This is a genomic window from Nostoc sp. UHCC 0302, assembly GCF_038096175.1.
GTDB lineage: Bacteria > Cyanobacteriota > Cyanobacteriia > Cyanobacteriales > Nostocaceae > UHCC-0302.
The window spans coordinates 3,771,083-3,797,462 of sequence record NZ_CP151099.1 but is presented as its reverse complement, the minus strand read 5'-3'; the positions used below and the strand labels follow the sequence as shown (position 1 = coordinate 3,797,462).

At 42.2% G+C, this 26,380-nt stretch carries 25 protein-coding genes; 11 read left to right on the top strand and 14 right to left on the bottom strand.

Annotated elements, in window-relative coordinates; genetic code table 11:
- The first annotated feature begins 175 nt into the window (after positions 1-175).
- From WKK05_RS16465 to WKK05_RS16445, 5 genes are all read left to right on the top strand, one after another.
- Complete coding sequence (locus WKK05_RS16465) at positions 176-541, top strand: ferredoxin thioredoxin reductase catalytic beta subunit (protein ID WP_341530674.1); 366 nt, start codon at positions 176-178, stop codon at positions 539-541.
- Positions 538-930: a DUF309 domain-containing protein gene (locus WKK05_RS16460; RefSeq protein ID WP_341530673.1), complete on the top strand. Its 393-nt coding sequence runs from the start codon at positions 538-540 to the stop codon at positions 928-930. The genes WKK05_RS16465 and WKK05_RS16460 overlap by 4 nt, the downstream gene beginning before the upstream one ends.
- Before the next feature lie 649 nt (positions 931-1,579).
- Positions 1,580-2,119 (top strand): LptA/OstA family protein, encoded by a 540-nt coding sequence (locus WKK05_RS16455; protein ID WP_341531100.1) that lies wholly within the window; start codon positions 1,580-1,582, stop codon positions 2,117-2,119.
- A gap of 30 nt (positions 2,120-2,149) precedes the next feature.
- Positions 2,150-2,878 carry an LPS export ABC transporter ATP-binding protein gene (gene lptB, locus WKK05_RS16450; protein WP_341531099.1) on the top strand — a complete coding sequence of 243 codons (729 nt, stop codon included), beginning with the start codon at positions 2,150-2,152 and terminating at the stop codon, positions 2,876-2,878.
- Positions 2,879-3,054: 176 nt separating this feature from the next.
- The gene (locus tag WKK05_RS16445) at positions 3,055-4,230 is read left to right on the top strand and encodes an LptF/LptG family permease (protein WP_341530672.1); all 1,176 of its coding nucleotides are present in this window, start codon (positions 3,055-3,057) and stop codon (positions 4,228-4,230) included.
- Positions 4,231-4,465: 235 nt separating this feature from the next.
- Here the strand turns inward: WKK05_RS16445 and WKK05_RS16440 are convergent, their stop codons facing one another.
- Complete coding sequence (locus WKK05_RS16440; RefSeq protein WP_341530671.1) at positions 4,466-5,086, bottom strand: CP12 domain-containing protein; 621 nt, start codon at positions 5,084-5,086, stop codon at positions 4,466-4,468.
- Between the two features lie 504 nt (positions 5,087-5,590).
- On the opposite strand from WKK05_RS16440, the gene WKK05_RS16435 reads away from it, so the two are divergent.
- Positions 5,591-6,829 carry a hypothetical protein gene (locus tag WKK05_RS16435; RefSeq protein ID WP_341530670.1) on the top strand — a complete coding sequence of 413 codons (1,239 nt, stop codon included), beginning with the start codon at positions 5,591-5,593 and terminating at the stop codon, positions 6,827-6,829.
- Between the two features lie 489 nt (positions 6,830-7,318).
- Here WKK05_RS16435 and WKK05_RS16430 read toward each other — a convergent pair whose 3' ends face one another.
- Complete coding sequence (locus WKK05_RS16430; protein ID WP_341530669.1) at positions 7,319-8,389, bottom strand: pentapeptide repeat-containing protein; 1,071 nt, start codon at positions 8,387-8,389, stop codon at positions 7,319-7,321.
- Positions 8,373-8,789 carry a hypothetical protein gene (locus WKK05_RS16425; protein ID WP_341530668.1) on the bottom strand — a complete coding sequence of 139 codons (417 nt, stop codon included), beginning with the start codon at positions 8,787-8,789 and terminating at the stop codon, positions 8,373-8,375. The genes WKK05_RS16430 and WKK05_RS16425 overlap by 17 nt, the downstream gene beginning before the upstream one ends.
- A gap of 136 nt (positions 8,790-8,925) precedes the next feature.
- On the opposite strand from WKK05_RS16425, the gene WKK05_RS16420 reads away from it, so the two are divergent.
- Positions 8,926-9,642: a hypothetical protein gene (locus WKK05_RS16420; protein ID WP_341530667.1), complete on the top strand. Its 717-nt coding sequence runs from the start codon at positions 8,926-8,928 to the stop codon at positions 9,640-9,642.
- A gap of 445 nt (positions 9,643-10,087) precedes the next feature.
- On the opposite strand, the gene WKK05_RS16415 is transcribed toward WKK05_RS16420, so the two are convergent.
- From WKK05_RS16415 to mfd, 3 genes are all read right to left on the bottom strand, one after another.
- Positions 10,088-10,297, bottom strand: a complete 210-nt coding sequence (locus WKK05_RS16415; RefSeq protein ID WP_341530666.1) for a type II toxin-antitoxin system HicA family toxin — start codon at positions 10,295-10,297, stop codon at positions 10,088-10,090.
- Entirely contained in the window at positions 10,294-10,497 is a 204-nt protein-coding gene (locus tag WKK05_RS16410; RefSeq protein ID WP_341530665.1) for a type II toxin-antitoxin system HicB family antitoxin, read from the bottom strand. Before WKK05_RS16410 ends, WKK05_RS16415 begins: the two co-directional genes overlap by 4 nt.
- A 168-nt stretch (positions 10,498-10,665) precedes the next feature.
- Positions 10,666-14,256, bottom strand: coding sequence for a transcription-repair coupling factor (mfd, locus tag WKK05_RS16405; RefSeq protein WP_341530664.1), 3,591 nt, complete (start codon positions 14,254-14,256; stop codon positions 10,666-10,668).
- Positions 14,257-14,499: 243 nt separating this feature from the next.
- Between mfd and WKK05_RS16400 the strand changes: the two genes are divergently transcribed.
- Positions 14,500-15,834, top strand: a complete 1,335-nt coding sequence (locus tag WKK05_RS16400) for a hemolysin family protein (protein WP_341530663.1) — start codon at positions 14,500-14,502, stop codon at positions 15,832-15,834.
- Between the two features lie 171 nt (positions 15,835-16,005).
- On the opposite strand, the gene WKK05_RS16395 is transcribed toward WKK05_RS16400, so the two are convergent.
- Both WKK05_RS16395 and WKK05_RS16390 read right to left on the bottom strand, forming a co-directional pair.
- Positions 16,006-17,187, bottom strand: a complete 1,182-nt coding sequence (locus tag WKK05_RS16395; RefSeq protein ID WP_341530662.1) for an aldo/keto reductase — start codon at positions 17,185-17,187, stop codon at positions 16,006-16,008.
- Between the two features lie 116 nt (positions 17,188-17,303).
- Entirely contained in the window at positions 17,304-17,501 is a 198-nt protein-coding gene (locus WKK05_RS16390; RefSeq protein ID WP_341530661.1) for a hypothetical protein, read from the bottom strand.
- Positions 17,502-17,699: 198 nt separating this feature from the next.
- Here WKK05_RS16390 and WKK05_RS16385 point away from each other — a divergent pair, with 198 nt between their 5' ends.
- Together WKK05_RS16385 and WKK05_RS16380 are read left to right on the top strand one after the other, a co-directional pair.
- Entirely contained in the window at positions 17,700-17,936 is a 237-nt protein-coding gene (locus WKK05_RS16385) for a hypothetical protein (RefSeq protein WP_341530660.1), read from the top strand.
- A gap of 171 nt (positions 17,937-18,107) precedes the next feature.
- The gene (locus WKK05_RS16380) at positions 18,108-19,658 is read left to right on the top strand and encodes a hypothetical protein (protein ID WP_341530659.1); all 1,551 of its coding nucleotides are present in this window, start codon (positions 18,108-18,110) and stop codon (positions 19,656-19,658) included.
- Between the two features lie 320 nt (positions 19,659-19,978).
- Here the strand turns inward: WKK05_RS16380 and rpiA are convergent, their stop codons facing one another.
- The 6 genes from rpiA to WKK05_RS16350 form a co-directional block, all read right to left on the bottom strand.
- Entirely contained in the window at positions 19,979-20,689 is a 711-nt protein-coding gene (gene rpiA / locus WKK05_RS16375) for a ribose-5-phosphate isomerase RpiA (RefSeq protein WP_341531098.1), read from the bottom strand.
- Positions 20,690-20,815: 126 nt separating this feature from the next.
- Positions 20,816-21,559 carry a DevA family ABC transporter ATP-binding protein gene (locus WKK05_RS16370; RefSeq protein WP_341530658.1) on the bottom strand — a complete coding sequence of 248 codons (744 nt, stop codon included), beginning with the start codon at positions 21,557-21,559 and terminating at the stop codon, positions 20,816-20,818.
- Between the two features lie 134 nt (positions 21,560-21,693).
- A complete protein-coding gene (gene devC, locus WKK05_RS16365; protein ID WP_341530657.1) occupies positions 21,694-22,860 on the bottom strand; it encodes an ABC transporter permease DevC in 1,167 nt (388 codons plus the stop codon).
- A gap of 28 nt (positions 22,861-22,888) precedes the next feature.
- A complete protein-coding gene (locus WKK05_RS16360; protein WP_341530656.1) occupies positions 22,889-23,224 on the bottom strand; it encodes a DUF2834 domain-containing protein in 336 nt (111 codons plus the stop codon).
- 44 nt (positions 23,225-23,268) lie between these two features.
- Positions 23,269-24,555, bottom strand: a complete 1,287-nt coding sequence (locus WKK05_RS16355) for an ABC exporter membrane fusion protein (RefSeq protein WP_341530655.1) — start codon at positions 24,553-24,555, stop codon at positions 23,269-23,271.
- Positions 24,556-24,703: 148 nt separating this feature from the next.
- Positions 24,704-25,315, bottom strand: coding sequence for a TetR/AcrR family transcriptional regulator (locus tag WKK05_RS16350; protein WP_341531097.1), 612 nt, complete (start codon positions 25,313-25,315; stop codon positions 24,704-24,706).
- Between the two features lie 320 nt (positions 25,316-25,635).
- Between WKK05_RS16350 and WKK05_RS16345 the strand changes: the two genes are divergently transcribed.
- Positions 25,636-26,316 carry an S-layer homology domain-containing protein gene (locus WKK05_RS16345; protein ID WP_341530654.1) on the top strand — a complete coding sequence of 227 codons (681 nt, stop codon included), beginning with the start codon at positions 25,636-25,638 and terminating at the stop codon, positions 26,314-26,316.
- Positions 26,317-26,380 lie beyond the last annotated feature (64 nt).

The window sequence follows — 26,380 nt, the reverse complement described above, 5'->3', positions numbered from 1 at the left end:
TTAAGTTTTTGTCATCTACTAAATTTTATTTGATCCCCGCAGACTATGAATATAAGCTTTTGGGTAAAGGAAAGTAAATTTAAACAGGCAAGGTTGGGGAAATCCCCCCAGTAATCCTTGAGTAAGGCTGAGGTACAATGCAAAGAAATATTTAAATTATGAGCGCCCAATCCCAATGATCTCATCAGAAATTAACACAAAATCCAGCGATAGAAGCCTAGAGGCAATGCGGCATTTTTCCGAACAATACGCCAAGCGTACTGGAACATACTTCTGTTCTGAACCTTCTGTTACGGCAGTCGTGATTGAAGGACTAGCTAAACACAAAGACGAACTAGGTGCGCCTTTGTGTCCCTGTCGCCACTATGAAGATAAAGAAGCTGAGGTTCACGCTACATATTGGAACTGTCCTTGTGTACCAATGAGAGAACGCAAAGAGTGCCACTGTATGTTATTCCTCACCCCTGATAACGAGTTTGCAGGCGACAAACAAGAAATCACTCTAGAAACAATTAAAGAAGTACGAGACAGTATGGCATGAGTGAAACCATGCCCGATGAGTTTTGGCAAGGTGTAGAACTGTTCAATTCTGGGCAGTTCTACGCCTGTCATGACACTTTAGAGGCTCTGTGGATTGAAGCAAGCGAACCAGAAAAAACCTTTTATCAAGGCATTCTGCAAATTGCCGTAGCACTATATCATCTGGGTAATCGCAATTGGCGAGGAGCAGTAATTTTGCTGGGAGAGGGCAGCAATCGCCTGCAACGTTACCCATCTATTTACGGCGGCATAGATGTCGATCAGTTATTAAATGAGAGTGCAGAATTGTTAAAGACATTACAACAAATAGGGCCAGAGAAAATTGCTGCTGGTGACTTGGGCGAGGTGGAAGCTTTCCCCTTGCCCAGTATTTTGCTAATTAAAAATTAGAAAGTCTGATAAAGGAGACCAAAGCGTAGCTTGCTTGTCCGTAGGGGTGCGGAGGGAGCAGAGGGGCAAGAAAGATAGATTTTGGAATGTAACAATCAATGTTTGATACTCGTTCATCCACCCCAGAACTCCGCTCCTATGCCCTCTTTCTCTACTCTCTGCTCAGTTTTTAATTCATTAATTGCTGTGAGCTAATGAATTTCAAGTTGCGTCAAATCAGGGCTGTTCGCATTGACGTAGCCTCTCCCTGCGGGACGCTGCGCGAGCGTGGAGAAGCGTTACTGTAGGGTAGCTCTAACTACAAGCAAATTTGGCAGTGAGGCTGAAACACAATCAAAAACCAATAGCCCCTCCAGCTCCAAGTTTCTTTTAATACAAAAAATATTCAGATGTACTGCATTTAATCTGTAGGCTTTGGCAGTAGATAATCGTGTAGTAAAGATATTCTCATGTTTATATTGTGTTACAGCTACTATTAAAAGCTTTTTAAGCTTCAGTAGTGACTGGCGAAACCTTGCAGTTTGCAAAAGCGTCAAGAGTCTCGCCTAGTAGTTATCCAAAAATTAGTCCAGATGGCATAATTCTATATCTGGATAAAATACTTGAGATAAATTGGAATACAAGTCAAAATTCTAAATCGCAAATTACTATCATGCCTTGCTATAAATTGCCCAGATTTAAAATGCGTCGCTTTGGATTCGCCTTGATGCTACCTGCTGCACTCTTCGGCGGGATGTCCATAGACAACCCGCTACACAAGAATGCATTTCCTATGCAACTGCAAACCGCTACGGCACAACAAACACCAGTAGCGAATCGCCCCCTTACCATCCGCTCTGATGTGCAAGAATACGACGCTAAAACCCAAGTAATCACCGCTCGTGGTAATGTGCAAATGGTGTACCCATCTCGCCAGATTCAGGCAACATCTGCCCAAGCACAGTATTTTAGTAAAGAACGCCGGATTGATTTCAGTGGCAACGTCTACATTTTGCAACAGGGTGGTAACAGTATCCGAGCAGAAAAAGTAACTTATCTAATTGATGAAGGGCGATTTGTTGCCTTACCCCAATCCAACCGTCAGGTAGAGTCTATATATATGGTGCAGGAAGCTAATGATGCTAACCAAGCTGGTACGTCTGCCCCAGCCCCAGCCCCAGCGACACCAACTTTCAGACGTTCTAATTAGCATCGACCACAAAGAACGGGTGTGTCTAGCGTGAAAATTGTTTTAGAGAATATTCACAAATCTTACGGTAAGCGGGTAATTGTTAATCGCGTCAACCTCTCTGTTGCTCAAGGTGAGGTTGTTGGTTTACTAGGGCCAAATGGAGCAGGTAAAACCACAACCTTTTACATTGCCACAGGCTTAGAAAAACCCAATCAAGGAAAAGTGTGGCTGGATAGTCTCGATATTACTGGATTGCCAATGCACAAAAGGGCGCGGCTAGGTATTGGCTATTTAGCACAAGAAGCAAGTATATTTCGCCAACTCTCCGTACAAGATAATATTCTTTTAGTATTCGAGCAAACTAATGTGCCACGATGGGAGTGGTCAAGGAGACTCAAAATTTTACTGCGGGAGTTTCGGTTGGAAGTATTAGCTAACAGCAAAGGCATTCAACTTTCAGGTGGTGAGCGTCGGCGAACGGAATTAGCAAGGGCGTTAGCATCTGGACAAGAAGGCCCGAAATTTTTATTTTTGGATGAACCATTTGCTGGGGTTGATCCGATCGCAGTCTCAGAAATTCAGCATATTGTTGCACAACTGCGCGATCGCGGCATGGGTATCTTAATCACAGATCACAACGTTCGCGAAACTCTCGCCATCACTGATCGTGCTTATATCATGCGTGAAGGCCAAATTCTCGCTTTTGGAACTGCGGAAGAACTCTATAATAATCCGCTGGTTAGACAGTACTATTTAGGCGATAATTTCCACGTATAAATTTATAATTGTTAATAAATAACTAAAGATAAAAAGGCATTTTTCGTTATTTATTAATGATTAGTCTGTAATTAGACTTCAATTTCTCAGCTACTGAGAATTGAATTCTGATGTTAAATAAAGTGGAAATGCATTGCTTTATCTGGTTCGCCGATATTTAACTTTTAAAGTTGCTTATGGTATCAAAGAAGCTCCCATCATTCTACAGCCTCAAATCGCTGCTACCTTTTACCATCATGGATCGGTATCTTGCAAGCGAATTACTACCAACGTTTTTCTTTGGTGTTGGAGCTTTCTCATCAATTGGTGTCACAATTGATTCTGTCTTTGAGCTAATACGGAAAATAGTAGAATCGGGGCTACCCATAGACATTGCTGTTCAAGTTTTCATATTAAAGCTGCCATATTTCATCGTTTTGGCCTTTCCTATGTCAACTTTACTCGCTACTTTGATGACTTATAGTCGTCTTTCTAGCGAGAGTGAACTAATTGCCCTGCGTGGCTGTGGGGTGAGTGTTTATCGCATGGTTTTAACTGCGGTGATGATGAGCCTTGTGGTTACAGGCTTAACATTTGTGTTTAACGAGCAGATAGCACCAGCAGCAAATTACCAAGCGGCGAATATCTTAGACACAGCTCTGAGATCAGATAAGCCAACTTTTAAACAGCAAAACATTTTCTATCCAGAGTACCAGAATGATACACAGCCTGATGGTACTAAGACCAGGATACTAACACGCTTGTTTTATGCTGATCAGTTTGATGGTAAGCGGATGAAAGGTTTAACGATTATAGATCGTTCCGAAAAAGGTCTTAATCAAATTATTGTGTCAGAATCCGCCCAGTGGAATGGCTCTCAAAATGTTTGGGATTTTTACAACGGAACCATCTATTTTGTAGCTGCTGATCGCTCTTATCGCAACATCGTCAGGTTTGAACAGCAACAACTGAAACTACCCCGCACCCCATTAATCCTGGCAGAAAAAAGCCGGGACTATGGTGAGATGAATATTTCCGAAGCACTAGATCAACTGGAGGTAGAACGTCTAGGTGGCGATCGGCAAAAAATTCGCAAACTAGAAGTTCGGATTCACCAAAAATTCGCCTTGCCATTTGTCTGTGTGGTTTTTGGCTTGGTAGGCGCAGCTATGGGAAGCATACCTCAACGCACTGGGCGAGGCACAAGTTTTGCTATTAGCGTCATAGTAATTTTTTCGTACTACTTAATTTTCTTTATGAGTGGTGCGCTTGGACAAGCAGGTGTCCTTTCTCCCTTTATGGGGGCTTGGTTACCCAATTTTCTTTTTTTGGGAATAGGTTTATTTCTATTGATGCGGGTTGCTAAACGATAGAACATCTCAAATGAGGGAGTAGAGACGCGATTATACTCTTACGAAAAGCCGCTCTTCGAGCGTCTACGCGTCTCTACAGGAGTTAGGAGTTATATTTGTCCTCCTTGTCCCCCTGCCGCCCGGTTACTGAGCGCAGTCGTAAAGCCTGCGGCATAGCTACGCTTAGGGCGCAGCCTCTCGTAGAGAAGTATGCTCCCCTGCTCCCCTTTCCCCTATCCCCACGCCTCAAGAAATATCAAGGATGATAATTTCGACATTCCGGTGCGTGCGGATTATCCCTACAATATTCTTCAAAAGATACTTTCGCTGATATCATGCCCTCAGCTTTCTGATGAGCAGCTTCTGCTTGAAGCTCTTCTACCTCGTCCCAAGCAGCGGCACAAGCTTTAGAATAAGCACCTTGTTCGGTACAAATAGCACGAGCCTCTTCAATCGCCTTTTCAATTCTCTCTTCGAGTACCAACGCTTTTGGTGTTTCCACAAAGTCGCTCTTAGTCAAAATGTCGGTAATCGAGATAATGCCCAACAACTTGCTTTGAATCACAGGCGCTCTGTGAATACCAGTATTAGCAAATAAACGTGCTACATATTCCACACCCAAATCAGGATTTACCACAATGCAGGGCTTGCTCATAATTTCGTAAACCCGCACTTCTTTAGGATCTTTACCGTAAGCTATTACCTTGTAGACAATATCCGTTTCTGTAACAATGCCATAAGCATCATTGTCATGGCGACGATCCACAACTAGCGATCGCAATCCTTTTTCTTTCATCAGCCCCACCGCTTCAGCAACAGTCGCCGAACCACGAATGGTAACTACGTTCTTCGTCATGATATCTTCAGCTTTCATCATTGCTGTAGTCTCCTGGTGAATATTATCCAGAGAAGTATCTTGTATTCGCGGAGCGCCTTGTAGAGAGGCTGACTCTGCTCAGAATTTAGGGTGTAGCTAGCGTCAGACATTGTGCAGCGTCCTGACAGGGTATCGAGGCATTACAGCGTACACTTTAATAAATAGAGAGCGAAAATGTTGAACTGTTGCCCACCTACAACAATAAAATTAGAGCAGCCTTCAACTTCCGATGATATCCAAAGTGACCAACGCTCAAAAAATGAGCATGAATTGTCATAAATTTCTATAAATAGCCTTATTAAATAAGCCACGTACAGAAAGTAAATTTTTGACTACTATACGTGTATTACTAATGACTAATAAGTTATTTCAAAGCTACGATGAAATCATCATCCAGCGTTGGGTGAGATATTTCTTGTTAAACAAAGCAAAAGCCAAAGTCGCCTTTGCTTTCAAATTTCGTCAACTTTTAGCTATTTCAAGTAAATTTCAATTACTTAACCCATGCCAAGCCGCCATTATCCTCCCGCATACTTACGCTATCTCAAAGCCAGGTTATGGAATTTAGGGCGACCTGGTTTTTGGGGAACAGCAATTGTTTTATCTGTCGTAGGGCTAGTAACTTGGGAATACTGGGCAAATCCAGATGTTTTTACTCGTAAGCAAAACAACCAAGTAACTTCGCAAAAGCCTGCTGATTCATCCCTGTCAGCAGAAGATCGAGCAATTGCAGCAGACATAGATAACTTGCCAGTCTTGTTTAATGACTTTAACCAAGCAACTCTTCCGGTAACGACCAATACACCCAAAGACAAGACTACGGGAAAAAACAGCAATAGCTTATTAGACGATGTAATTAAAAAACAGAAAGCTGCTGCTGATGACGCCAAATCAAATTCGGGCTTAGGTGTGGTTAACAACGCACCTCCACCAAACCTGACAAATCCCTTTGTTGTTCAAGCAGAAAATTTACTGCGCGGTGGAACAGTTAATAGTAAAAACCAATTTTTAGACACAAATTCTTTAACTGCGACATCTGAGCAAACAGGAGCATTACAAAGCTCTTCTAGTTTGGGAATTGGATTTACTAATCAAACCAAGAATAATCAAAATCCTGTTTTTGTTAGCCCTTTGCAAGCAGAACTTAACCGAACTACAAACCAGAACTTGTCTAACTCCAATGGTATTACTCCAACTCAGACAAATACCTTGGGGCAATTTCCTGACCGAGGAGCAACGCTAACGCCACCCCTTAATAGCTTACCAAGCCAGACTCTTGTACCTATCACTGGCGCAGGCTACACGCAGCCGGGAACCAATTTACAGCAAAATCCCTACAGCAATTTTAACGGCAGTCAGCCTCAGTCCTTCCCTAACTTAGCGCCAGCCACACCCGTGACACCTCCAGTCACCTCGGCTGCACCGAATAATATTGCACCATACTCTACTCAAATTCCAAGTCAAGGTATAACGAATAACATTGCACCTTACTCTAGTCAGATTCCGGTTCAAGCTGTACCGAATAATATTGCACCGTACTCTAGTCCAATTCCGGCTCAAGGTATAACGAACAACATTGCACCTTACTCTAGTCAGATTCCGAGCCAAAATCTTGTCAATCCCACAACTCAGGGTGGGTATAGTAATTATGGCAATTCAAACTTGCAGCAGCCCTCGCAACTGCCGCAATCTAATTTATCAGATCGTGTAAAGCAGTATATAGGTAGTGGGGGACGGAGGTAATTATAAATATTTGATTAGAAAATAAATTGGGGCGATCGTATTCCCTAAACCTTTCTCATACAATACAAAATGCTGTTACACCAATAATTAAGATAAATTAATCTGGAACACTATCAGACAGTCTTCCAAAACTGAGCGATATCAAGAATGTACATCTAAACATCGTGTGATTCTACAGAATTTGAGCGTAGGGATTGCCGATAATATTCCCGCTCTAGCTGCATAGCTTCATCATAAGCTGAGCTATCAGCAAATGTTCCAGTAATCCTTTCCCACAAAGGGATTGTCGTGTAAGAAATATCTAATTTACTTTTGAGTTGTGTAGCTTCAGCCTCTAAAATTGCTACTCGTTCTTATAGTTGTTCTGATATTGTTGATATAACTTATTTATCTACTATAAATTATCTCTGCTTCCAATCTTATACGATGAGGTGCATTGAGGTTGAGAGGAGGCGATCGCTAACACTAACAATGTAGTAGAGGTTAATATTAACTTCTCATAGAAGCCGGAACATCTGAGTCAGGGGAGTTCCGAAAAATAGCTCCACGGGCAAATAGATCGGCTTTGTCTTTTTCTGTTAAGCCACGGTTCTCTCCAAATATAGTGCTTTTTACAACAGCACTGGTGAAGTCAGCCTCGCTAAGATTAGCCCCCACAAGGTCAGCATTGCTAAGGTTGGTATTCAAAAGATTGCTCCCACAGAGGTCAGCTCTGTAAAGTTTAGCTCCGCTAAGATTAGCCTTATAAAGGTTAGCTCTGCTGAGGTCAGATCCAAGAAAGTTGGCTCCACTGACGTTAGCTGTACTCAGGTCAGCTCCGCTGAGGTCAGCCCCAATAAAATTAGATTCATTGAGATGGGATCTACTAAAGTTAACTTCACTAAGATGTCCTCTGCTGAAGTTTGCTTCATTAAGATCCGCTTCACTAAAATCGGCTCCGCCAAGATGCGCTCTGCTAAAATTGGCTTCGCTCAGGTTAGCTCTGCTAAAATTGGCTTCGCTCAGGTTAGCTCTGCTGAAGTTAGCAGCAAATAGGTTGGCTCCGTAAAAGTTGGCTCTGCTAAGGTGGGCATCTCGAAAGTCAGCATCTTGAAGATCAGCCATGTCAAAATTAACGCCACGAAGGTTAGCTCCACGAAAGTCAACCCCAGAGAGATTAGCCCCAGATAAATTAGCATCACGGAGATTGACTTTGCTAAGGTGGATCTCTATTGCTGTGTGTTGCCTCCAAGCATTCCATTCATTGATACTACGCCGGAGTATTGCTATTTGAGAATCTTTACTTAATAAAGGTTGTAAGTGCTGATTTGATTCTTCTTCAGTTAAATCAAAAAGTTGTTTGCTTGTTTCTAAATAGTGGAAATTTCGCCTGTATTCATCCCAAGCAACAAAAAAAACTCCAACAAAAATATACATAGCTAACCAAGAGGATGGCATATTACCTCCGGTTATTAGTAGCAAGACTACGAAACCTAGAAAAATTAATGTCACCTGGCTAATTAGTGATTTCAGGTGAACTTTAACTTTTGCAAACATTGATAAATTAGGGTTTACCGACATATTTACCTCCCTTCTTTGCAAGAAGTTGGTTAAGGTCTGATAAAAAGCGGCTTATTATACGGCCTGCTAGAACAATCCAAAGGCAAAAGTCGGAAGTAACAATAATGAAACAGGCAAAGCGATTAACTCCAAATGGGCTTTCCCGCATACATGTATCAAACCCTGAGAACTCTTTACCCAAAATTAATGTTCCAATTAAGCTCGGAATGTGGAGTAACAGACTAAGCGCGAGCGCATCCTGTACAGACTCGTAAAGAGTCTTCCATAGGTCGCCCATCAAAGCTTTACCGACGACATCAATAGGCTCTAAGACTGCTGCTAAAATTTTTTCTGCCTTTTCACGTGATGTCAGTTGTTTCTTTGATGAAGAAGAACTAGATGGAACCTGTGGAGAAGACATGAACAAGACCGAAAGTTTCTCTTTATTTTAGCCTGTACCTACTAATTTTCAGCACGTAACATATTCAGTATTGTTCATTTAAAATATATTATTGGTAATACAGATTTACTAAATTTTAGTTAAAAAACTATAAACTATGAATAAAACAATTAAAGTAACTGATATTAAATGGGCTTTTAGCAAAGTGTTTGATACTAATACTACACAAGGATTTATCAATAGCCTTTGCCTATTTGTTGGTGAAATAATCAGGAGTGACGAAGTGGGGCTTATTGTTTGGCGGCATCAGCCTATCATAATGATTCGCATCTATAAAATCGATTTCGATACTGAGGTAACCCATGCTGAGATGATTACTTTTAAGGATTCGGGATTGAAGGATATGTTGAACAGCTTACATCTTGAAAATAATGATCCTAAAATAATTTGTTCTGGCTTTGAGGTATTCTGTTATCGCCCAAAACCAAATAAGCTCTATCATCCCCATATACATCCCACATACATTCGGGCTAGAGAACAAGCATCAAGAATATTAAATGCATTATATGCAGTAATAATAAATCCATATGAAGGAGCTTGTGTATCGTTTGCTCAAGTGAATGATAAGATATCTGAAACTTTTTTTAAGAGATTGTCTAATAAAAATAAAACTCAAGATGACGATGAAATAAATAATTTTGCAATAGCTGTGGACAATTGGTTAGGAGAATTTTATACAAATGAAATTGGCTCGAAACAGTACAGAAGTAAAAACCGATATCCCATTGCTCCTAAACCTCTCGAAGGAGTTGAACTATTTGTTATCACCTCAGATGAGGATGATAACCTCATATCCTATAAAACTAAAGTTTAAAGAACGTAATTTTATATTGCACTCTTTTTTTGTTACAGTTGCGATCGCAGATTCTAAGCCACCTAAATCCCGGATGCCTATTGTCCCTCCTGACTGTTCAAGAATTTGACGATGTAGATCCAGCACCTCAACTAATGACAAATAACGCATTATGCCAAACGTCGGTATAGTTCAGCATTTTTTTCAGCACTTAATTCGCTGCATCGGTAAAGTCACCTTTTTGAGAACTCAATCAGTCTTCTATAGTGGCACTAAGCAAAGCTTCAGGAGAAATATTATGCACTCTTGCTAAATCTTCTAGCTTTTGTAATTGGCTATCTGGAATTTCAATGGTGATAGAAGCCATAACTATTTTTCTTGTCCATCTCTGATTAGAATGTAACACTCATTATCTTGAGGTCATTTATTAAGGTGCGTTACGCTGTCGCGGTAACACACCCTACATCTAAAGCAAATCTTCCTCATATAGCTGGGCTATTTTCATCAAAGCTCTCAATGTTCCGACTTTCAAGTCTTGATTGCGGTGAACAGGAATTGACAGAATTTGGTCTAGTTCAGGGTTTTCGTAGATGTAATGACTGCCAGTAATTCTTCGTAAAACCCAACCTTTTTGCTCCACAATTTTACACAATTGTTTACCAGAAACAGATTTCATACAGCAATTTCGACAATCTGAGCGTTTGACTCAACTGCATCACGGTTGTTAGCAACATCGAGCCAACCTTCAATAGCATCCTTTAAATTAGTCATCACTTCTTCCATCGTGTCGCCTTCAGTAATGCAACCGGGAAGCGCGGGAACCTCTGCCCAATAGCCTCCTTCTTCTGCTGGATGAATTATTGCTTTGATTTTCATTTTATTATTGAGCTAATTGTCTAGACTATGCTAAAAACCATACTTGTTTGCTCTCAACTATTCACCTCAAGCATTATTCTTACAAAACACAAAAAGCCATATTAACTGAATAAGGTATTACATTTTTTCTTTCCACAGCGATACAAGAGGTATAAGGTTAAACCCTGATCAAACAACAGCCGCCTCTGGAATCGCACCCTGCATTTTGCCTAAAGCATCAATTAGACTTTGCAATTGTTGATCTGCTTTGAAAACGGCTAAACCTCTCACTGTAACTTTACCTGGAGAATATACAAAGCGCGTCCTCAGATTTTCGGGTAGATTCGCCGCTAACAAATTCCAAGCTGGTTCTTCCATTGGTGTTTCTAAAACGACGTGCTGTTTATTCTCTGGTTTAATGCGACTAAATCCGAGCTTTTTCGCAAGTTGTTTAAGTTCCATGACTCGCAAAAGTTGATTTGCAGGTACAGGTAAAGTACCAAAGCGATCGCTCCACTCGCCAGCAATTTGCGTTAATTCTTCTTTAGATTTAGCTGTGGCTACTGCTCGGTAAGCACTCATCTTTTGATCCAAATCGGTAATATAATCTGCTGGGATAAACGCCGTCAGGTTGAGGTCAATCTGCGTATCATCAACTTGCGGAATTTCTTGTCCGCGGATTTCTCGAATTGCTTCTTCTAGCATTTCCATATACAAATCAAAACCGATCGCATCCATTTGACCGGATTGTTCTGCACCTAGCAAGTTACCCACACCTCTAATTTCCATGTCGCGCATCGCCAACTGATATCCAGAACCTAGTTGCGTGAATTCCTGAATCGCGCGTAACCTTTGTCTTGCCGCATCAGATAACGCCCTTTGTTTCGGATAAAATAACCACGCGTGAGCTTGTATACCTGCACGTCCCACACGACCGCGTAACTGATACAGCTGTGATAAGCCGAAGCGGTGAGCATCTTCAATCAAAATGGTGTTGACTCGTGGAATATCTAAACCAGATTCAATAATTGTTGTACAAACGAGGATATCTGCTTCACCATTACTGAAAGTGAGCATGGTTGATTCTAACTCGCTTTCATCCATTTGACCGTGAGCGATCGCAAACCTTCCCCCCGGTATCATCTCTCGCAAATTTGTCGTTGTCTCTTCAATTCCATTAACTCGCGGTACTACATAAAATACTTGTCCACCTCTATCTAATTCTTGACGAATCGCAGTGCGGATGCTTTCGGAATTTAGTGGTGCAAGATGAGTTTTAATTGGGCGTCTGGTTGGGGGTGGTGTGGTAATCAAACTCATTTCCCGGATACCCGACAATGACATATACAGGGTGCGAGGAATCGGAGTTGCAGAGAGGGTAAGCACATCAACCTGAGTTTTCAAGCTTTTTATTTTTTCTTTCTGGTTCACCCCAAACCGCTGTTCTTCATCTACCACCAATAATCCTAAATCTTTGAATTCCACACCTTTACCTAAAAGTTGGTGTGTACCAACAACTACATCTAATTCTCCAGTTGCTAGTCGCTTTTGGATAGTACGCCTTTCTTCAGCACTACGGAAACGGTTGAGTAGACCGACATTTACAGGATAGGGGGCAAAACGTTCTTTGAGGGTGTGGTAGTGCTGTTGCGTCAAAATGGTAGTAGGTGCAAGCAGGGCTACTTGTTTACCAGAGGTAACTGCTTTAAAAATAGCCCGAATAGCTACTTCTGTTTTGCCAAAACCGACATCGCCACAAACTAAGCGATCCATTGGGCGATCGCTTTCCATGTCTCTTTTTACATCTTGGACAGCTTTTAGCTGATCCGTTGTCGGTTGGTAGGGGAACGAATCTTCTAACTCCTCTTGCCAAGGCATATCTGCTGGATAGCTAAAACCTTGTTGTTGCGATCGCGCTGCGTACAATTTCAGCAAGTCCACCGCCAATTTTTTGATTGCTTTGCGGACTTTATTCTTGGTATTTTCCCAAGCTTTCCCAGTCATCTTGTTGAGTTCCGGGGCTTTATCGCCTGTGCTACGGAACCGAGATAGCGCACCTACTTGGTCAGCCGCAACTCTGAGTAACCCATCAGCATACTGCACCACCAAATAATCACGGGTTTCATTGTTAATCGTCAGACTTTCTAGCTTGACAAATTTACCAACGCCATGATTTCTGTGAACTACATAATCCCCTGGACGCAACTTATTGGCGTCAACTTGCTTAGAAGTAGCTTTGCGGCGCTTGCGGAGATAGCCGGGAGTCGCTAAGGAATGCTGCCCATAAAATTCGCGGTCAGTAATGACTACAAGTCGAAATGTAGGCAGGATAAAGCCTTCTAGTTCCGCAAGCCCAGAATATTTGAGAGCTATTGGAGTGTGGTTAATTTGTAGCTTGTCAATCGCTTGGTAGTCGCGGGGATTAGGGATAAATTGAGCCGGACAGTCGTGTTCTTGTAATAGAGACACAGAACGCGAAGGCTGTGCCGAAATCAACCAAATAGAGAAATTGCGATCGCGCTCTTGTCGCAATGTTTCAGCAAGTTTGCCAAACTGATGTGGTGTAACTGGTACAGACCTGCTAGCAAGATTAATACCACTATTTTCCTCTGCTAGTTCCGATAAATATAATGTTTTAAATTTCGCTACATCCGCTAGACAATCATCAAACGAGCGGTGGATTTTCGGCAATGTTAAGGGAGTAGGCTCTTCCCCATGCCCCATTATTCTCCATTGTTCCTCAGCATTTTCTACCCAGCGATCGCTATGAGCATGACACTGTTCTGGTTCATCAATGGCAATTAGGGTATTTTCTGGTAAATAGTCCAAAAGAGAAGCTGGCTGCTCAAAAGCTAACCCCAAGAAGCGACGGCTACCTTCAATTAGTCCTGTTAGCGGTAGCGGGGCGTTTAGCCCGTCCTGAGTTTTAATTGCTGAGTCAGAATTTAACTCAGCACTCAGCACTTGGAACTCAGCACTGTCTTTGAGTGCTGCCATGACGATGGGAGCAAAGCTACTGGGGGTAAGAATTAGCTGGTCAACTTTGTCAAGGGCAGAACGTTGAGTTGAGGGGTCAAATTCTCGTATTTGCTCGATTTCATCACCAAACCATTCCAGCCGGACTGGTAATTCTGACGAAACTGGAAACACATCAACAATATCGCCGCGCCGACTCCATTGACCTTCTGTTTCCACCAAAGGCACTCGTTCGTATCCAAGGATAGTTATTTTCTCACTAAAGGTATTCAGGTCGAATTCCATGCCCCGTTTCAGGGTCAGGCAGAATGGTTGAAAAGCTTCTGGCGGCGGTAGGTGGGGTTGCAACGCTCCTTGAGTGGCAACAATTGCCAAGGGTCGCTTCGCTCCGGGATTGGGGATTGGAGATTGGGTATTAGGGAGAGTTTTGCCTGTTTCCCAGTCCCCAGCCCCTAGTCCCCAGTTCCTTATGACCAAATCTGCCAACACCTGCATTTGTCCCCAACTCATTTCGGTTTCCGGGTCAAAAGGCTCGTAGGGGGAAGCCTCTGAGGTGGGGTAAAAATGAACGTTGTTCCATCCCATTGCCTCTAGTTGTGCGTAAACGCGTCCCGCTTCTTCTAACGTGGCGCAGACAACGAACAAATTTCTGTCCTGATTTTGTGCTAATGCTGAAGCTACTAAGCCCTTGGGTAACCGGGAAATACCATTTAACCGTAATTCCTGTTGTCGATTAAGCTTAGAAATAAATTCTGTGGTGAGTGGCGATCGCGCTAAAGCACGCACAATAGAAGAAAATGCCATAACTTTTATCTAGATGTGGGAGTCGTTGCAGGGCAGAAAATTTGCAGGCAGTTATGTCAACTATTTTAAAAGTGTTAACAGTCTGAATCATTCTTTCTGTGGAAGAATTAATGCATAGCTACTATATAGACCAAAGAACTATAACTATTACTTTGTGTACAGTCAAAGCATTTATCGAAACACCTTTAATACTAGATACTAGGAGTTGAGCTAAGTTCGCTCTGATAAGCGGCAATTTTAAACATGTCCTCCATCACTTTTGAAATTTTAATCATTTTGGTTCTAATTATTGCCAACGGTATATTTTCCATGTCTGAGATGGCAATTGTCTCGGCGCGTAAGGTCAGGCTACAGCAGCTTGCCAATCAGGGAGATGCCAAGGCAAGGGTAGCATTGAAACTCGCGGAGTCTCCAAATCATTTCCTCTCAACGGTTCAAGTCGGTATTTCTCTAATCGGTATTCTGACTGGTGCTTTCGGAGGAGCAACAATTGCTAATCGGCTCGCAGTCTATATCAAGCTTGTTCCCTTTTTGGCAGCTTATAGTGAACCGATCGCCTTTGGGATTGTAGTTTTAATTATCACCTATTTGTCACTCATCGTCGGCGAACTAGTACCGAAGCGTCTAGCATTAAACAACCCGGAACGAATTGCGGCAGTTGTAGCTATTCCGATGCGAGCCTTAGCAGCGCTAGCTTCTCCGATGGTGTTTCTTTTAAGTGCTTCTACTGATATGGTGCTGCGAGTGCTAGGAATTACACCCTCAGATGAGCCGCAAGTAACCGAGGAAGAAATTAAAATTTTAATCGAGCAAGGCACTGAAGCAGGAACCTTTGAGGAAGCTGAACAGGATATGGTAGAGCGAGTTTTTCGCTTAGGTGATCGTCCTGTAAGCTACTTGATGACACCTCGTCCCGATATTGTCTGGTTAGACTTAGAAGACTCTGCCGAAGAAAACCGCAACAAAATGATTGATAGCGCTTACTCCCGGTATCCGGTTTGTCAAGGGGGACTGGATAATGTGCTGGGTGTTATCCCAGTTACTGATTTGTTAGCCCGGAGTTTTCGCGGTGAAGCCTTGGATTTGACGGTAGGATTGCGACAGCCTGTCTTTGTGCCAGAAAGCACACGTGGTTTGAAAGTTTTGGAATTGTTCAAGCAAACCATCACTCACATGGCGCTAGTAGTCGATGAATATGGTGTCATTCAAGGATTAGTCACTCTCAATGACATCATGAGCGAAATCGTAGGTGATGTTCCCAACGCTGACGATGAAGAAAATCCCCAAGCTGTGCAACGAGAAGATGGTTCTTGGTTATTAGATGGGATGTTACCTGTAGAAGAGTTCTTGGAACTTTTCGGCATGGAAGAGTGGGAATCGGAGGAACGAGGCAGTTATCAAACATTGGGTGGTTTTGTGATTACCCATTTAGGCCGCATCCCAGCAGCCGCAGATCATTTTGAATGGCAGAAGATGCGGATTGAAGTGATGGATATGGATGGCAACCGCGTTGATAAAGTGCTAGTCGTGCCAATAGCAAATAAATCAGTGGATACGAAATCAGAGACTGGGGATTAGGGACGGAATAATTCGTAATTCGTAATTCGTAATTCGTAATTAGGGCTGGGGCATTAGGAGTAGAGACGCGATTATACTCTTACGAGAAGCCGCTCTTCGAGCGTCTACGCTTCTCTACAAGAGTCAAGAGTTAGTTCTTTCTTCTCCCACTCCCCTAATCCCTAGTCGCTTCTAAGCCTTAGTTAGACGCTTGACCGCTTCACCCGCCAACATCTGATGCGCTTGTGCTAAAAATTCGGGAATTTTATCAGCGTGGGGACTACCAGATAAACATTGCCGCAGGTCGAATTCATCTATTCGGTCTGCTTTGTTACCAGGGAACCAGTGACTACCGTTACCTAGCAGGTTATAGCGCATTTTGGCGTACTCTACTAAATCGTAGGCGATCGCTAGATTCCGCAGCCACAAAATTACCCGAATATTTATCTCACCGGGAGTTTCTGCATAGGTGGGTAAATTAGTCTCCCAAGTTTTTACCCAGTCTTCTCCTAAAGTGGCGATCGCTTCTTCTTCCAATCTTGCTAAAATTGGTGGCAAAATTTCCGATCCCCGATCCAATAATTCTAAAGTCTTCAAGTGTTCATCAAAATCTTGTGGTTTTGCTGCTCCCAAACTTAGAGTATGCACATCTTGGTGACTTAAACAAAACAAATCATTAAACACCATTGGACTCAATGGGGCGCAAAGGTTTACTAACTTTTGCGGTGGTTTATACAGCATCCCGCCTTTATCAGATGGGCTAATAATAAATACCCCCATATCATGGCGTTTAGCCGCTTCAATTGCTGCCCAATTCCATTGATTGATGTAGTACCAGTGCAGGTTCACATAATCAAATTGATTGGTATTAATTGTCTCGACAATTATATTTGTTGCTCCATGTGTCGAAAAGCCAATAAATCTCACTTTTCCTTCTGCTTTTAACTGCTGCGCCACTTCCAAGCAACCACCAGGACGGATGCTGTAGTCTAATGACTCAGCATGATTAATGCCGTGTAACCCTAAAAGGTCAACGTAATCTAACTGGAGATTTCGCAGGGATTGTTCAAATGTCTCCCGGAACTCTTTCGCATCTGCCTGGGGGTTGATTTTTGTTTGGACAATCAACTGTTCGCGCGGAAATTTCGGCAGTATTCTTCCCAACTGCATTTCGGAAGTACCATAACCACGAGCAGTTTCAATATGATTAATGCCAACCTCAACTGCTCGTCTAATTGTCGCTTCCAGATTTGCCTGGTTATCAGCAGGAATTTCCCCGTCGGGAACATCTTGCCATTTGAACTGATATCTCATGCCGCCGCAAGAAAACACCGGCATTTGTAATTCTGTGCGTCCAAATCTTCTGTATAGCATTACTGGATTTTGGATTCCTTATCAATCTAAAAACTACAGCCACTAGAACTTTGAGCGTCACAATAATCACCTCTGTTCAACCTGTGACACCAGCAACATTTATCTCATCACCATAATTAGTCAAGTCTATTAGTTATTAGACACTGACCCAGTTTCCAGTTCCATTGATTAATTATTACATCGTAGCTGTCACCAGCAAGCATTTTTCCCTGATCATTAGCAATTACAGCACATTTAGGAGTATTGAGCAGCCATTGCAAATGCCGTTGACCTGCGCTTCCCGAAGGGTGTTGCTGAGTGCGCCAGTTCCTCATGGCTAAAAAGTAATCAGAAATCGATAAGGTTCCGGATGGAGTCTTTTACTATAAGGAACTAAGTAACTGGACGCTAGTCAACATAATTTTGTTGAACATCTATGAATAATAGTTAGCACTAGCTTGTAACTAACTATTTATCCATGACAATGGTAACGAGCGTTTACGTTTATTAATAGTCAACTACTTACACTATTGATGAAAAAATTTATGCAAGGACATTCCACAGAGCAACCAAGTTCCAACACCCTGAATGTAAACTCTAAGACTCATACTGATATAAATGTTAATATTTTTATCGGATTTTCTATAATCACTCCAATTATTTTGTTGGTAGGATTTATTACCTATAAAAAATATCGCGCAGCGGTTCTACGCAAACAAATTGCCAAGTTAGAGAAAATATGGCATTTAGATATTAGGAAAAGAGCTTAAAGGAAAGCAATATACAGGTTTAAGTAGGTAGACATAAATAAATTAAAGTTAGTAGTTTGCACTTTAGCGAAGATAGCGCAAACTGTAAACCACAAAATATCTTCATTTTAATTATGTCTCCTTCCTTAACTACTTCATCCGCTATAAAATGCGGTTTCTCGGAGTTTTTTTATGAAGTACTGGTTTATAGTTTGGGTGCTAATACTATCACTGAGCACTCCCAGCACAGCGATCGCTCAAGCAAGACAGCCCTATACTTTGATAGCTGGACTTGGGACAATCCACCATCCAGTTTCTACTGCTAATCCCCAAGCACAACAGTTTTTTGATCAGGGTTTAAGTTTGATTTACGCTTTCAATCATGATGAAGCGGTGCGTTCTTTTGAATATGCTGCTAAACTTGATCCTCATTTAGCGATCGCATATTGGGGTATTGCTTTAGCTTTGGGGCCTAATATTAACTTAGATGTAGATATCAACCGAGAACGAGCTGCTTACCAAGCAATACAGCAAGCGCTGGCACTATCCACCCAAGCATCTACGCAGGAACAAGATTACATTGCTGCCTTAGCTAACCGTTACTCCCAAGATGCCGATGCAGATTTACATCAATTGGCGGTGGACTACACCAAGGCGATGGCAGCATTAGTCAAGCGCTATCCCGATGATTTGGATGCAGCAACACTTTACGCTGAAAGCTTGATGGATTTGCACCCCTGGCAACATTGGACGAAAGACGGCAAACCACAACCAGATACAGAAGAGATTGTGGCTGTTTTAGAATCAGTACTTAAACGCAACCCGAACCATACGGGAGCCAATCACTACTATATCCATGCAGTGGAAGCCTCACTTTCTCCAGGACGCGCCCTTGAGAGTGCCAGACGGCTGGGAAATCTGGCTCCAGCAGCGGGACACTTGGTACATATGCCTTCGCACATTTATTTTCGTGTAGGAGATTATCTAGAAGCAATGCAGGCTAATCAGCAGGCGATCGCTCAAGATGATGCCTACATCAAAAAATATCATGTCCAAGGCACTTACCCCATGATGTACTACAATCACAACGTGCATTTTCTCATGGTGGCAAGCAGCATGGCAGGAAGATACCAAGATGCTCTTAAAGCCGCAGATACATTAATTGCAAATATTATCGCTATTGACCCGTATGAGCCAATGCTTGAGGGATTCCTGGGCAACAAAATGCTGATTCAGATACGCTTTGGCGATTGGGATGCCATTTTAAAGACTCCTGCTCCCGATGCTAAACTGTCCACAACTACAGCACTCTGGCATTTTGCTCGCGGCATGGCAAACGCTGCCACTGGTAAACTTGAAGACGCAACAGGTGAAAGCCAAGCATTGCTAGCTGCCAAACAGGCAATTTCTCCTCAAGCAACTATTGGCATGAGTCCTGCCAGCCGGATTTTAGACATTGCTACACAAGTTTTAGACGCTAAAATTGCCACAGCCAAGCATGATTATGAATCTGCGATTAAATTGCTAGAAAAAGCAGTAGCAGTAGAAGATACTCTGGATTACATAGAACCACCAGACTGGTACTTGCCCACACAGGAATCATTAGGTGGTGTACTTTTAGCGAAAGGTGACTATACGCAAGCAGAGAAAGTCTTTCGTGCCGATTTAAAAAAGTATCCTAATAATGCAGCTTCTTTGTTAGGGTTGCAAGCGAGTTTGCAGGCTCAAGGGAGTAGGGAGTAGGAGGGTAGCACTTCTCTACGAGAGGCTGCGCCCTAAGCGTGGCTATGCCGCAGGCTTTACGGCTACGCTCAGTGACCGAGGGGTAGGGGGCAGGGGAGATATATTTTGTAATCCAACAATGGTCTTTGATACTCGCGGATGAGTCTTTAATACTCGGCGACGAGTCTTTGATACTCGTGAACGAGCCTTTGATACTCGTGAACGAGCCTTTGATACTCGGAGACGAGTCTTTGATACTCGTGGATGAGTCTTTGATACTCGTGGACGAAACTCATAACTCTACTCCCCTGCCCACTTTCAACTGTCCTCTGCCCAATCCCTTAAATCTGCCGTACTAGTGGCTGACCATCTTTGACTTCGCCAATTAAAACTAAATCGACACAGTTGACGAAGATACCGTTTTCCAAAACGCCGGGAATGTTATTCAGTGTTTTTTCTAGGTTAGCTGGATCTTCAATCGAGTCAAATCTGACATCCAATACAAAGTTACCTTGGTCGGTGATGACTGGGCCAGCTTTTTTCACACCCATGCGGAGTTCCGGTTTGCCACCAAGTTTCACAATTGCATTGGTCACAGGGGTAATTGCCATTGGAATCACTTCCACAGGTACGGCAAAACTAGAACCTAATCGGTCTACTAACTTACCGCTATCCACTACGACAATGAACTGATTTGCTAGGTAATCTACAACTTTTTCGCGGGTGTGCGCTGCACCGCCACCTTTAATCAAGTTCTTCTGCGGATCGACTTCATCTGCCCCATCAATAGCGATATCAATGTGGTCGATCGCATCTAAAGTTGCCAAAGGAACACCGTACTGCTTCGCCAAAACTTCTGACTGAAACGAGGTAGGAATGCCAATGATATCTTTGAGTTCGCCAGACTTGAGGCGATCGCCCAAAAATTGTATTGTATAAGCTGTGGTTGACCCCGTACCCAACCCGACAATCGAACCAGATTTTACTAAGGCAGCGGCTGCTTTGCCTACTTCTTGCTTCATCAACTTTACGGGATCTGCTGCTTGGGTCATTCCTAAAACTGCTCCATAAAACTTATATAAAATGAACATAACCCAAAGTTACGTCCATTTTGCAGTTTACTTGCTCTTATTAAAGGACATAGAAGATAGCAGAGAAATTTTGCGTAAGTCCTGTTGTTAAGGTACTAAGTTGATACTGTCGGTTTTGAGTTGACCATCTTCCATATAAATGATGCGATCAGCTATATCAAGAATCCGGTTGTCATGGGTGACTAACAAAATTGTACAACCTTGCTCTTTAGCGAGTTTCTGCATCAGTTCTACGACATCGCGTCCTGATTTTTTATCGAGTGCGGCGGTGGGTTCATCTGCTAAAACAATTTTGGGATGGCTAACTAAAGCCCGCGCGATCGCTACTCGTTGCTTTTGACCTCCTGATAAATTTTCTGGGTAGTAATTAACCCGATCGCTCAAACCAACAGTTTCTAATATGGCGATCGCTTTGGCGTCGATATCTTCATTGAGAAACTCGTCGTGCAATTCTATGGACATTCGGACATTTTCTTTGGCTGTTAAAAAAGTCATCAGGTTATGTGCCTGGAAAATATATCCAATCTGACGGCGAAGTTTAGTTAATTGCTGCTTATTAGCGCCGCAAATTTCCTGTCCTAAGATTTTTAAACTACCTTCTTGGGCTGAACGTAGTCCACCCATCAGGGTTAACAGGGTAGTTTTTCCTGACCCAGAGGGGCCAGTCATAATTACGATTTCACCGCTGTTAATCTCCAAATTAATATCAAATAAGACTTGTTTTTGCAACGAACCTGCACCAAAGTAGTGGTTAACGTTACTGATAGAAATTACTGGGGATAAAGTAGCGACTGAAGAATTAGAATTTACTGATAATGAGTTTTCCAACATAAAATTTTTATTCCTGACTCTTGTACAGACGCGATGAATCGCGTCTGCTGACTCTTATACAGACGCGATGAATCGCGTCTCTACAACTCCTGAATCGATGAATCGCGCGTCTCTACAATTACTGAATTCTTGTACTAGAAAACGTCTGCGGGGTCAGCTTGTCGGAGTTTTCGCATGGCGATCGCTCCAGAAAAGCTACACATAATAACGGTCATAATCCAGACAGTTATCGCCCTCTCCAACTTCATGAAAATAGGCAGCATGGTAGCAGCATAGGTAACTTGATACAATCCAAAAGAAAGAATAAATCCGGGGAGAAAACCTAAGACAGCTAGCAGCAATGCTTCTTGAATTAGTACTTTGAGAAGATATGTATCGGTGTAACCCATTGCTTTGAGAGTGGCGTATTCTGGCAGGTGATCGGAAACATCAGAATACAGAATCTGGTAAACAATGACGATGCCGACAATGAAACCGACTGCTGTACCTAAACCAAAAATGAAACCAATACCAGTCCCAGATTCCCAGTATTGCTTTTCGATTTTGGCAAACCCTTCTGGAGTTAAGACTTTGACATCTTTGGGTAGTCCTGCGACAAGTTGGGATTGTACTTTTTCAGCATCAACACCGGGTTTAAGAGTAATTAACCCAACTTCGATGCGATCGGGTTGACGCTGTGGAAATAGTTGTAAAAACGTAGATTCACTGGTAATGACATTCCCATCAGCAGCAAAGGAAGCACCACTAGTAAACAAACCTTTAACGCTGATGGCTTTGTTATTCAGTTCTGTCTCAAGGTTACCTGTTTTTTTAAAGATATCCGCAACCGCCCCATATTCCGGTCGTCCTGCTTGATCAAATAAAACTTGATTCAACTGTTTGAGGTAATCCTGATTGTTTTTAACTTCGGGAAGCGTGAATGCAGGTTTTGTTGGCTCGATACCCCAAACTAAAATAGATCGTTCGAGACGCGTTTCGGGGTTCCGCCACTGTCCAGTACCAATATATAGTGAACTGACAGATTGAACTCCTTCATAACCCAGTGTTTGGTAAAGTCGCTCTCTAGCAAAGTTTTTTACCGCAAATAGAGTTTGAAATTGAGGATTAATCAAGACTAAATCTGCTTGTAAAGTTCGATGAGGTTTCACAGACGCATCAAACAGCGCACTTTCAAACCCCAGTTGAATAAACATCAGCATATCTGCAAAGGCTATCCCCGCAACTGCAACTACTAGGCGGGTTTTTTCTTTCATTAGCTGCCGCCATGCTAGCGGCGTTTTGCGGAATGGTTTAGAAAACATCTTCCAACAGCCTTAATATCAAAGTAGGTTAAAATCTCACAGTGTCAGTCTGTTGTTCAAGTTGATACTGTCGCATTAATAGAAATAAGGGCAGGCCAAGGGAAACCCCAACCAAAAGATTAGAAGCAATATAAACCCAGAGATTTTGCATTTTTAGGCGTGTGCCTTCCCAGAATACAAACACCCCAAGAGTTATGGATGAGACAATCACATCCATGCCGAAAAAACCAGAAATTTTATTAGCAAATAGCTGCTCAAAAAAAAGCTGAATATCAAGACCAGACTCTAGGAAAAATGGCAAAAACTGTGAGTAAGGTAAAATTGTTCCCAGGATGCAAAGTAGAAAATATAGAACTTTCAGCATGATAAAATTTCCTGATTTTATACTGAATATTCACAACAACGACTTTACAATTCAATTGCTGTTTGCACTTGCAAGTTAGTTAAACCTGCAACTTTTTTACTATCTTCAGGATTAAGACGAATTTTGACTTCAATCACTCGGCGGTCAAGGTTCTCTCCTGGTTCGTTGCTAAATACGTTTTGTCGGTTTACCTGTAAGCCTATTTGGGATACAGTTCCTCGCAGTTCGCCAGGAAAGGCTTGACTGGTAACTACTGCTTTTTGTCCCAGTTTTACTTTATTAATATCGGTTTGATAAACTTCTGCTACCGCTATCATTTGCTCGGTTTGACCTAAGTCTGCAATACCGCTACTACTAATTTTTTCTCCGACTCGTGTATGAATTTTGATGATTTGACCCGTCATTGGTGATTTGATGTCAGCTCCTACTAACTCGGTTTGGGCGTGTTTGAGTGTGGCGATCGCATTTTCAACTTCTGTCTGGGCGGCTTGCACATCTACCGGTCGGACTTCTTCAATGCTGGTAAGTGTGGCTTGGGCTTCGTTGACTTGCTTGTTACCAGTGGCGTTAATCCGCTTGAGCGCTACTTTTGCTTCGGCTAGTTGTCGGCTAGCTGTGGAATTAATCCGGTTGAGAACTGCTTTGGCTTCACCTAGTTGCTCTTGAGTAGTGTCTACGCTCAAGCGTTTACTGTCATAAGCAGAACTAGAAATTGCTCCTTCTGAGTACAGCTGCTGATAACGTCGATATTCGGCTTGGGCGTTGTTGACTTCTGCTTCCAGCTTCCTAATTGTTGCCTGTTGAGCTATTCTGTCTCCTTGCCACTGTGCCTCTATTCGAGCGATCGCTTCTTGTTGAGCTGTTTTATCTCCTATAGATTGGGCTTGCAGGCGTTCAACACTCGCTTTCTGTGCTTGAATCTCGCCAGTTTTGGCTCCTGCTTTTACCTGATTTAATTTCGCTTGAGCAACTTTGACTTGTTTTTCGGCTTGGATTACAGCAGTTCGTAAACGTGCGCGGGAATCTAAAATCGCCACTATTTGTCCGGCTTTGACGCGATCGCCCTCTTTGACTAAAATTTGAGCTATGCGATCGCCATCTAAAGCCAATGGTGCAAACAGGCTAATTACCTCAGCTTCTGGTTCTAGTCGTCCCAAAGCTGTCACTTTTGGAATGCTTGGCGTGGTTGCTGGTTGAGATGAGGCAGGCTGACTAATTTGCCCAAACTGTGAAATTCCATACACAACAATTCCACCTGTGATCGCAGTAGCAGCAATTACTAATGCAATCAATCCTTTCTTTGCAGGTTTGAATATCAGCCTTTGTGACATTTTTATAACCTCTATAAAATTTAAATTTCTCTTTTTGATTTAGATAAATAAGTATGTTTTAATACTTATGCTTAGCGTAAAAATAGGTAGACTTAAATAAGTTAAAGTTCGTATTTGGCGCTTTAGCGCTCAAGTATTTTCAATTTACTTATGTAAAATTATTTAGTTTATTTTCATACAATTTTTTAGCAGGATTTTCCTGTAAATATGCTGTTAACATCTTGCCTAATAGAGTACATTGCTCAGCAAAAGAAATTTTTTCATTACCCCATAGCCTTTCGAGAATTAAGCCATCAATTAAGCACAATATGAATGAGGCAAGAGCGTCATCTTGAATGCCTAAAAAATCTTTCATAGCTTGGCGACAGCGCTGATCAATTCGCTTAAACATTGCACTGCTCCACATTTCTTTTGAGTCTTGATGTTGAGAAAAATCAACCAGAATATAAGTCAATTTAATGTAATAGTCTTCGTTCTTCGAAAGATATCGCCCTAAAGCTTCCATCGCTGCTTGCAAAGTTTCTGTTCCTTCTAACTCTGCTATTGCCATTGACATCTCTTGCTGATTGAGTTCTTCAACAAATTGTTCAAATAGAGCTTTCTTGCTAGGAAAGTAGTGATACAGCGTACCAGTAGATACCTCTAAGCCTTGAGCAATTTCGCGCATTGTGACGGCAGCATAGCCTTTGTCAGCAAATAAATCGAAACACTTGCTTAGCATTTCTCTACGGTATTGCTCATGGTCAACAATTTTGGGCATATCTCCTTTTTTATCGAACATTCGTTATATATAAAGTTAACACTTCGTTACTGATTTTGTCAAAGAACTTAAATATGCGTTGTACAGGAAAATTTAAAAGCAGCAAGAGCAGCGATCGCTTAATCAAACTAGTAATCAATAATACTCAAAAATTATTAGCTTATGACAGTATATATACGTAAAGAGTTTCAGCTACAACGAGCTACTTCAGCAAGCAACATTGTTAAGATGAAATTCGTCACTCAAGGTAAAAGAAAAGCGTTACCTGCGGTTAGCGCAGTTTTTTTAATTCCTAGTAGCAGTTAACAGTGATTACAGTGATGCGTCAGATATCGATTGTTTTTTCGTTAGTAGCACTACTACAAAACTGGCCAGCAATTGTTCAGGCTCAAGTGCCAGAACCTGCTGCTGGAGATTCATCTGGCTCTATTCAACAGGTAGTTACTGCCAAATGGATGACAAATTTTTCAGATGGTCAGTTTTATCCAGAAAGGTTACTTAGTCGAGCAGAATTAGCCTCAATTATGGTAAAGGTATTTCGATTGGATAAAAGACAAGTTGCTAGCAAAGAGAATGTCGTAATTCCCGATGTTTCTTCTACTAATTGGGCATTTAACGATATTCAGACAGTCTTAAAAACTGATATTATGAAAGGCTATCGTGGTAATGCATTTTTCCCGAACCAAAAGGTGACACGGGCAGAAGCTTTGGCAATTTTTGCCCAGGCTTATGGTGTATTTCAGTTTTCTGATGACGCTGTTAATGAAATTTTGGTTTCACATCCAGATGAAAAGTCTATCCCAACTTGGGCAAGAAAAGCGATCGCCACAGTAGTTACGGAGGGATTTATTAATACAGATACCCAAGGCAATATTTCCCCATTACGCCCGATGACAAGGGGAGACATGGCTTATGTATTGAGTAAATATTTGCAACGACAACAACGACAACCAGATACCCCAGAAGTTCCCAGTATTCCAAATAGCCCTGAATCTCCTTAGAGGAAAGAGGAGAAAAACGAGGGAGATAAGGGAGACAAGGGAGAAATAGCAAATGCCCAATGCC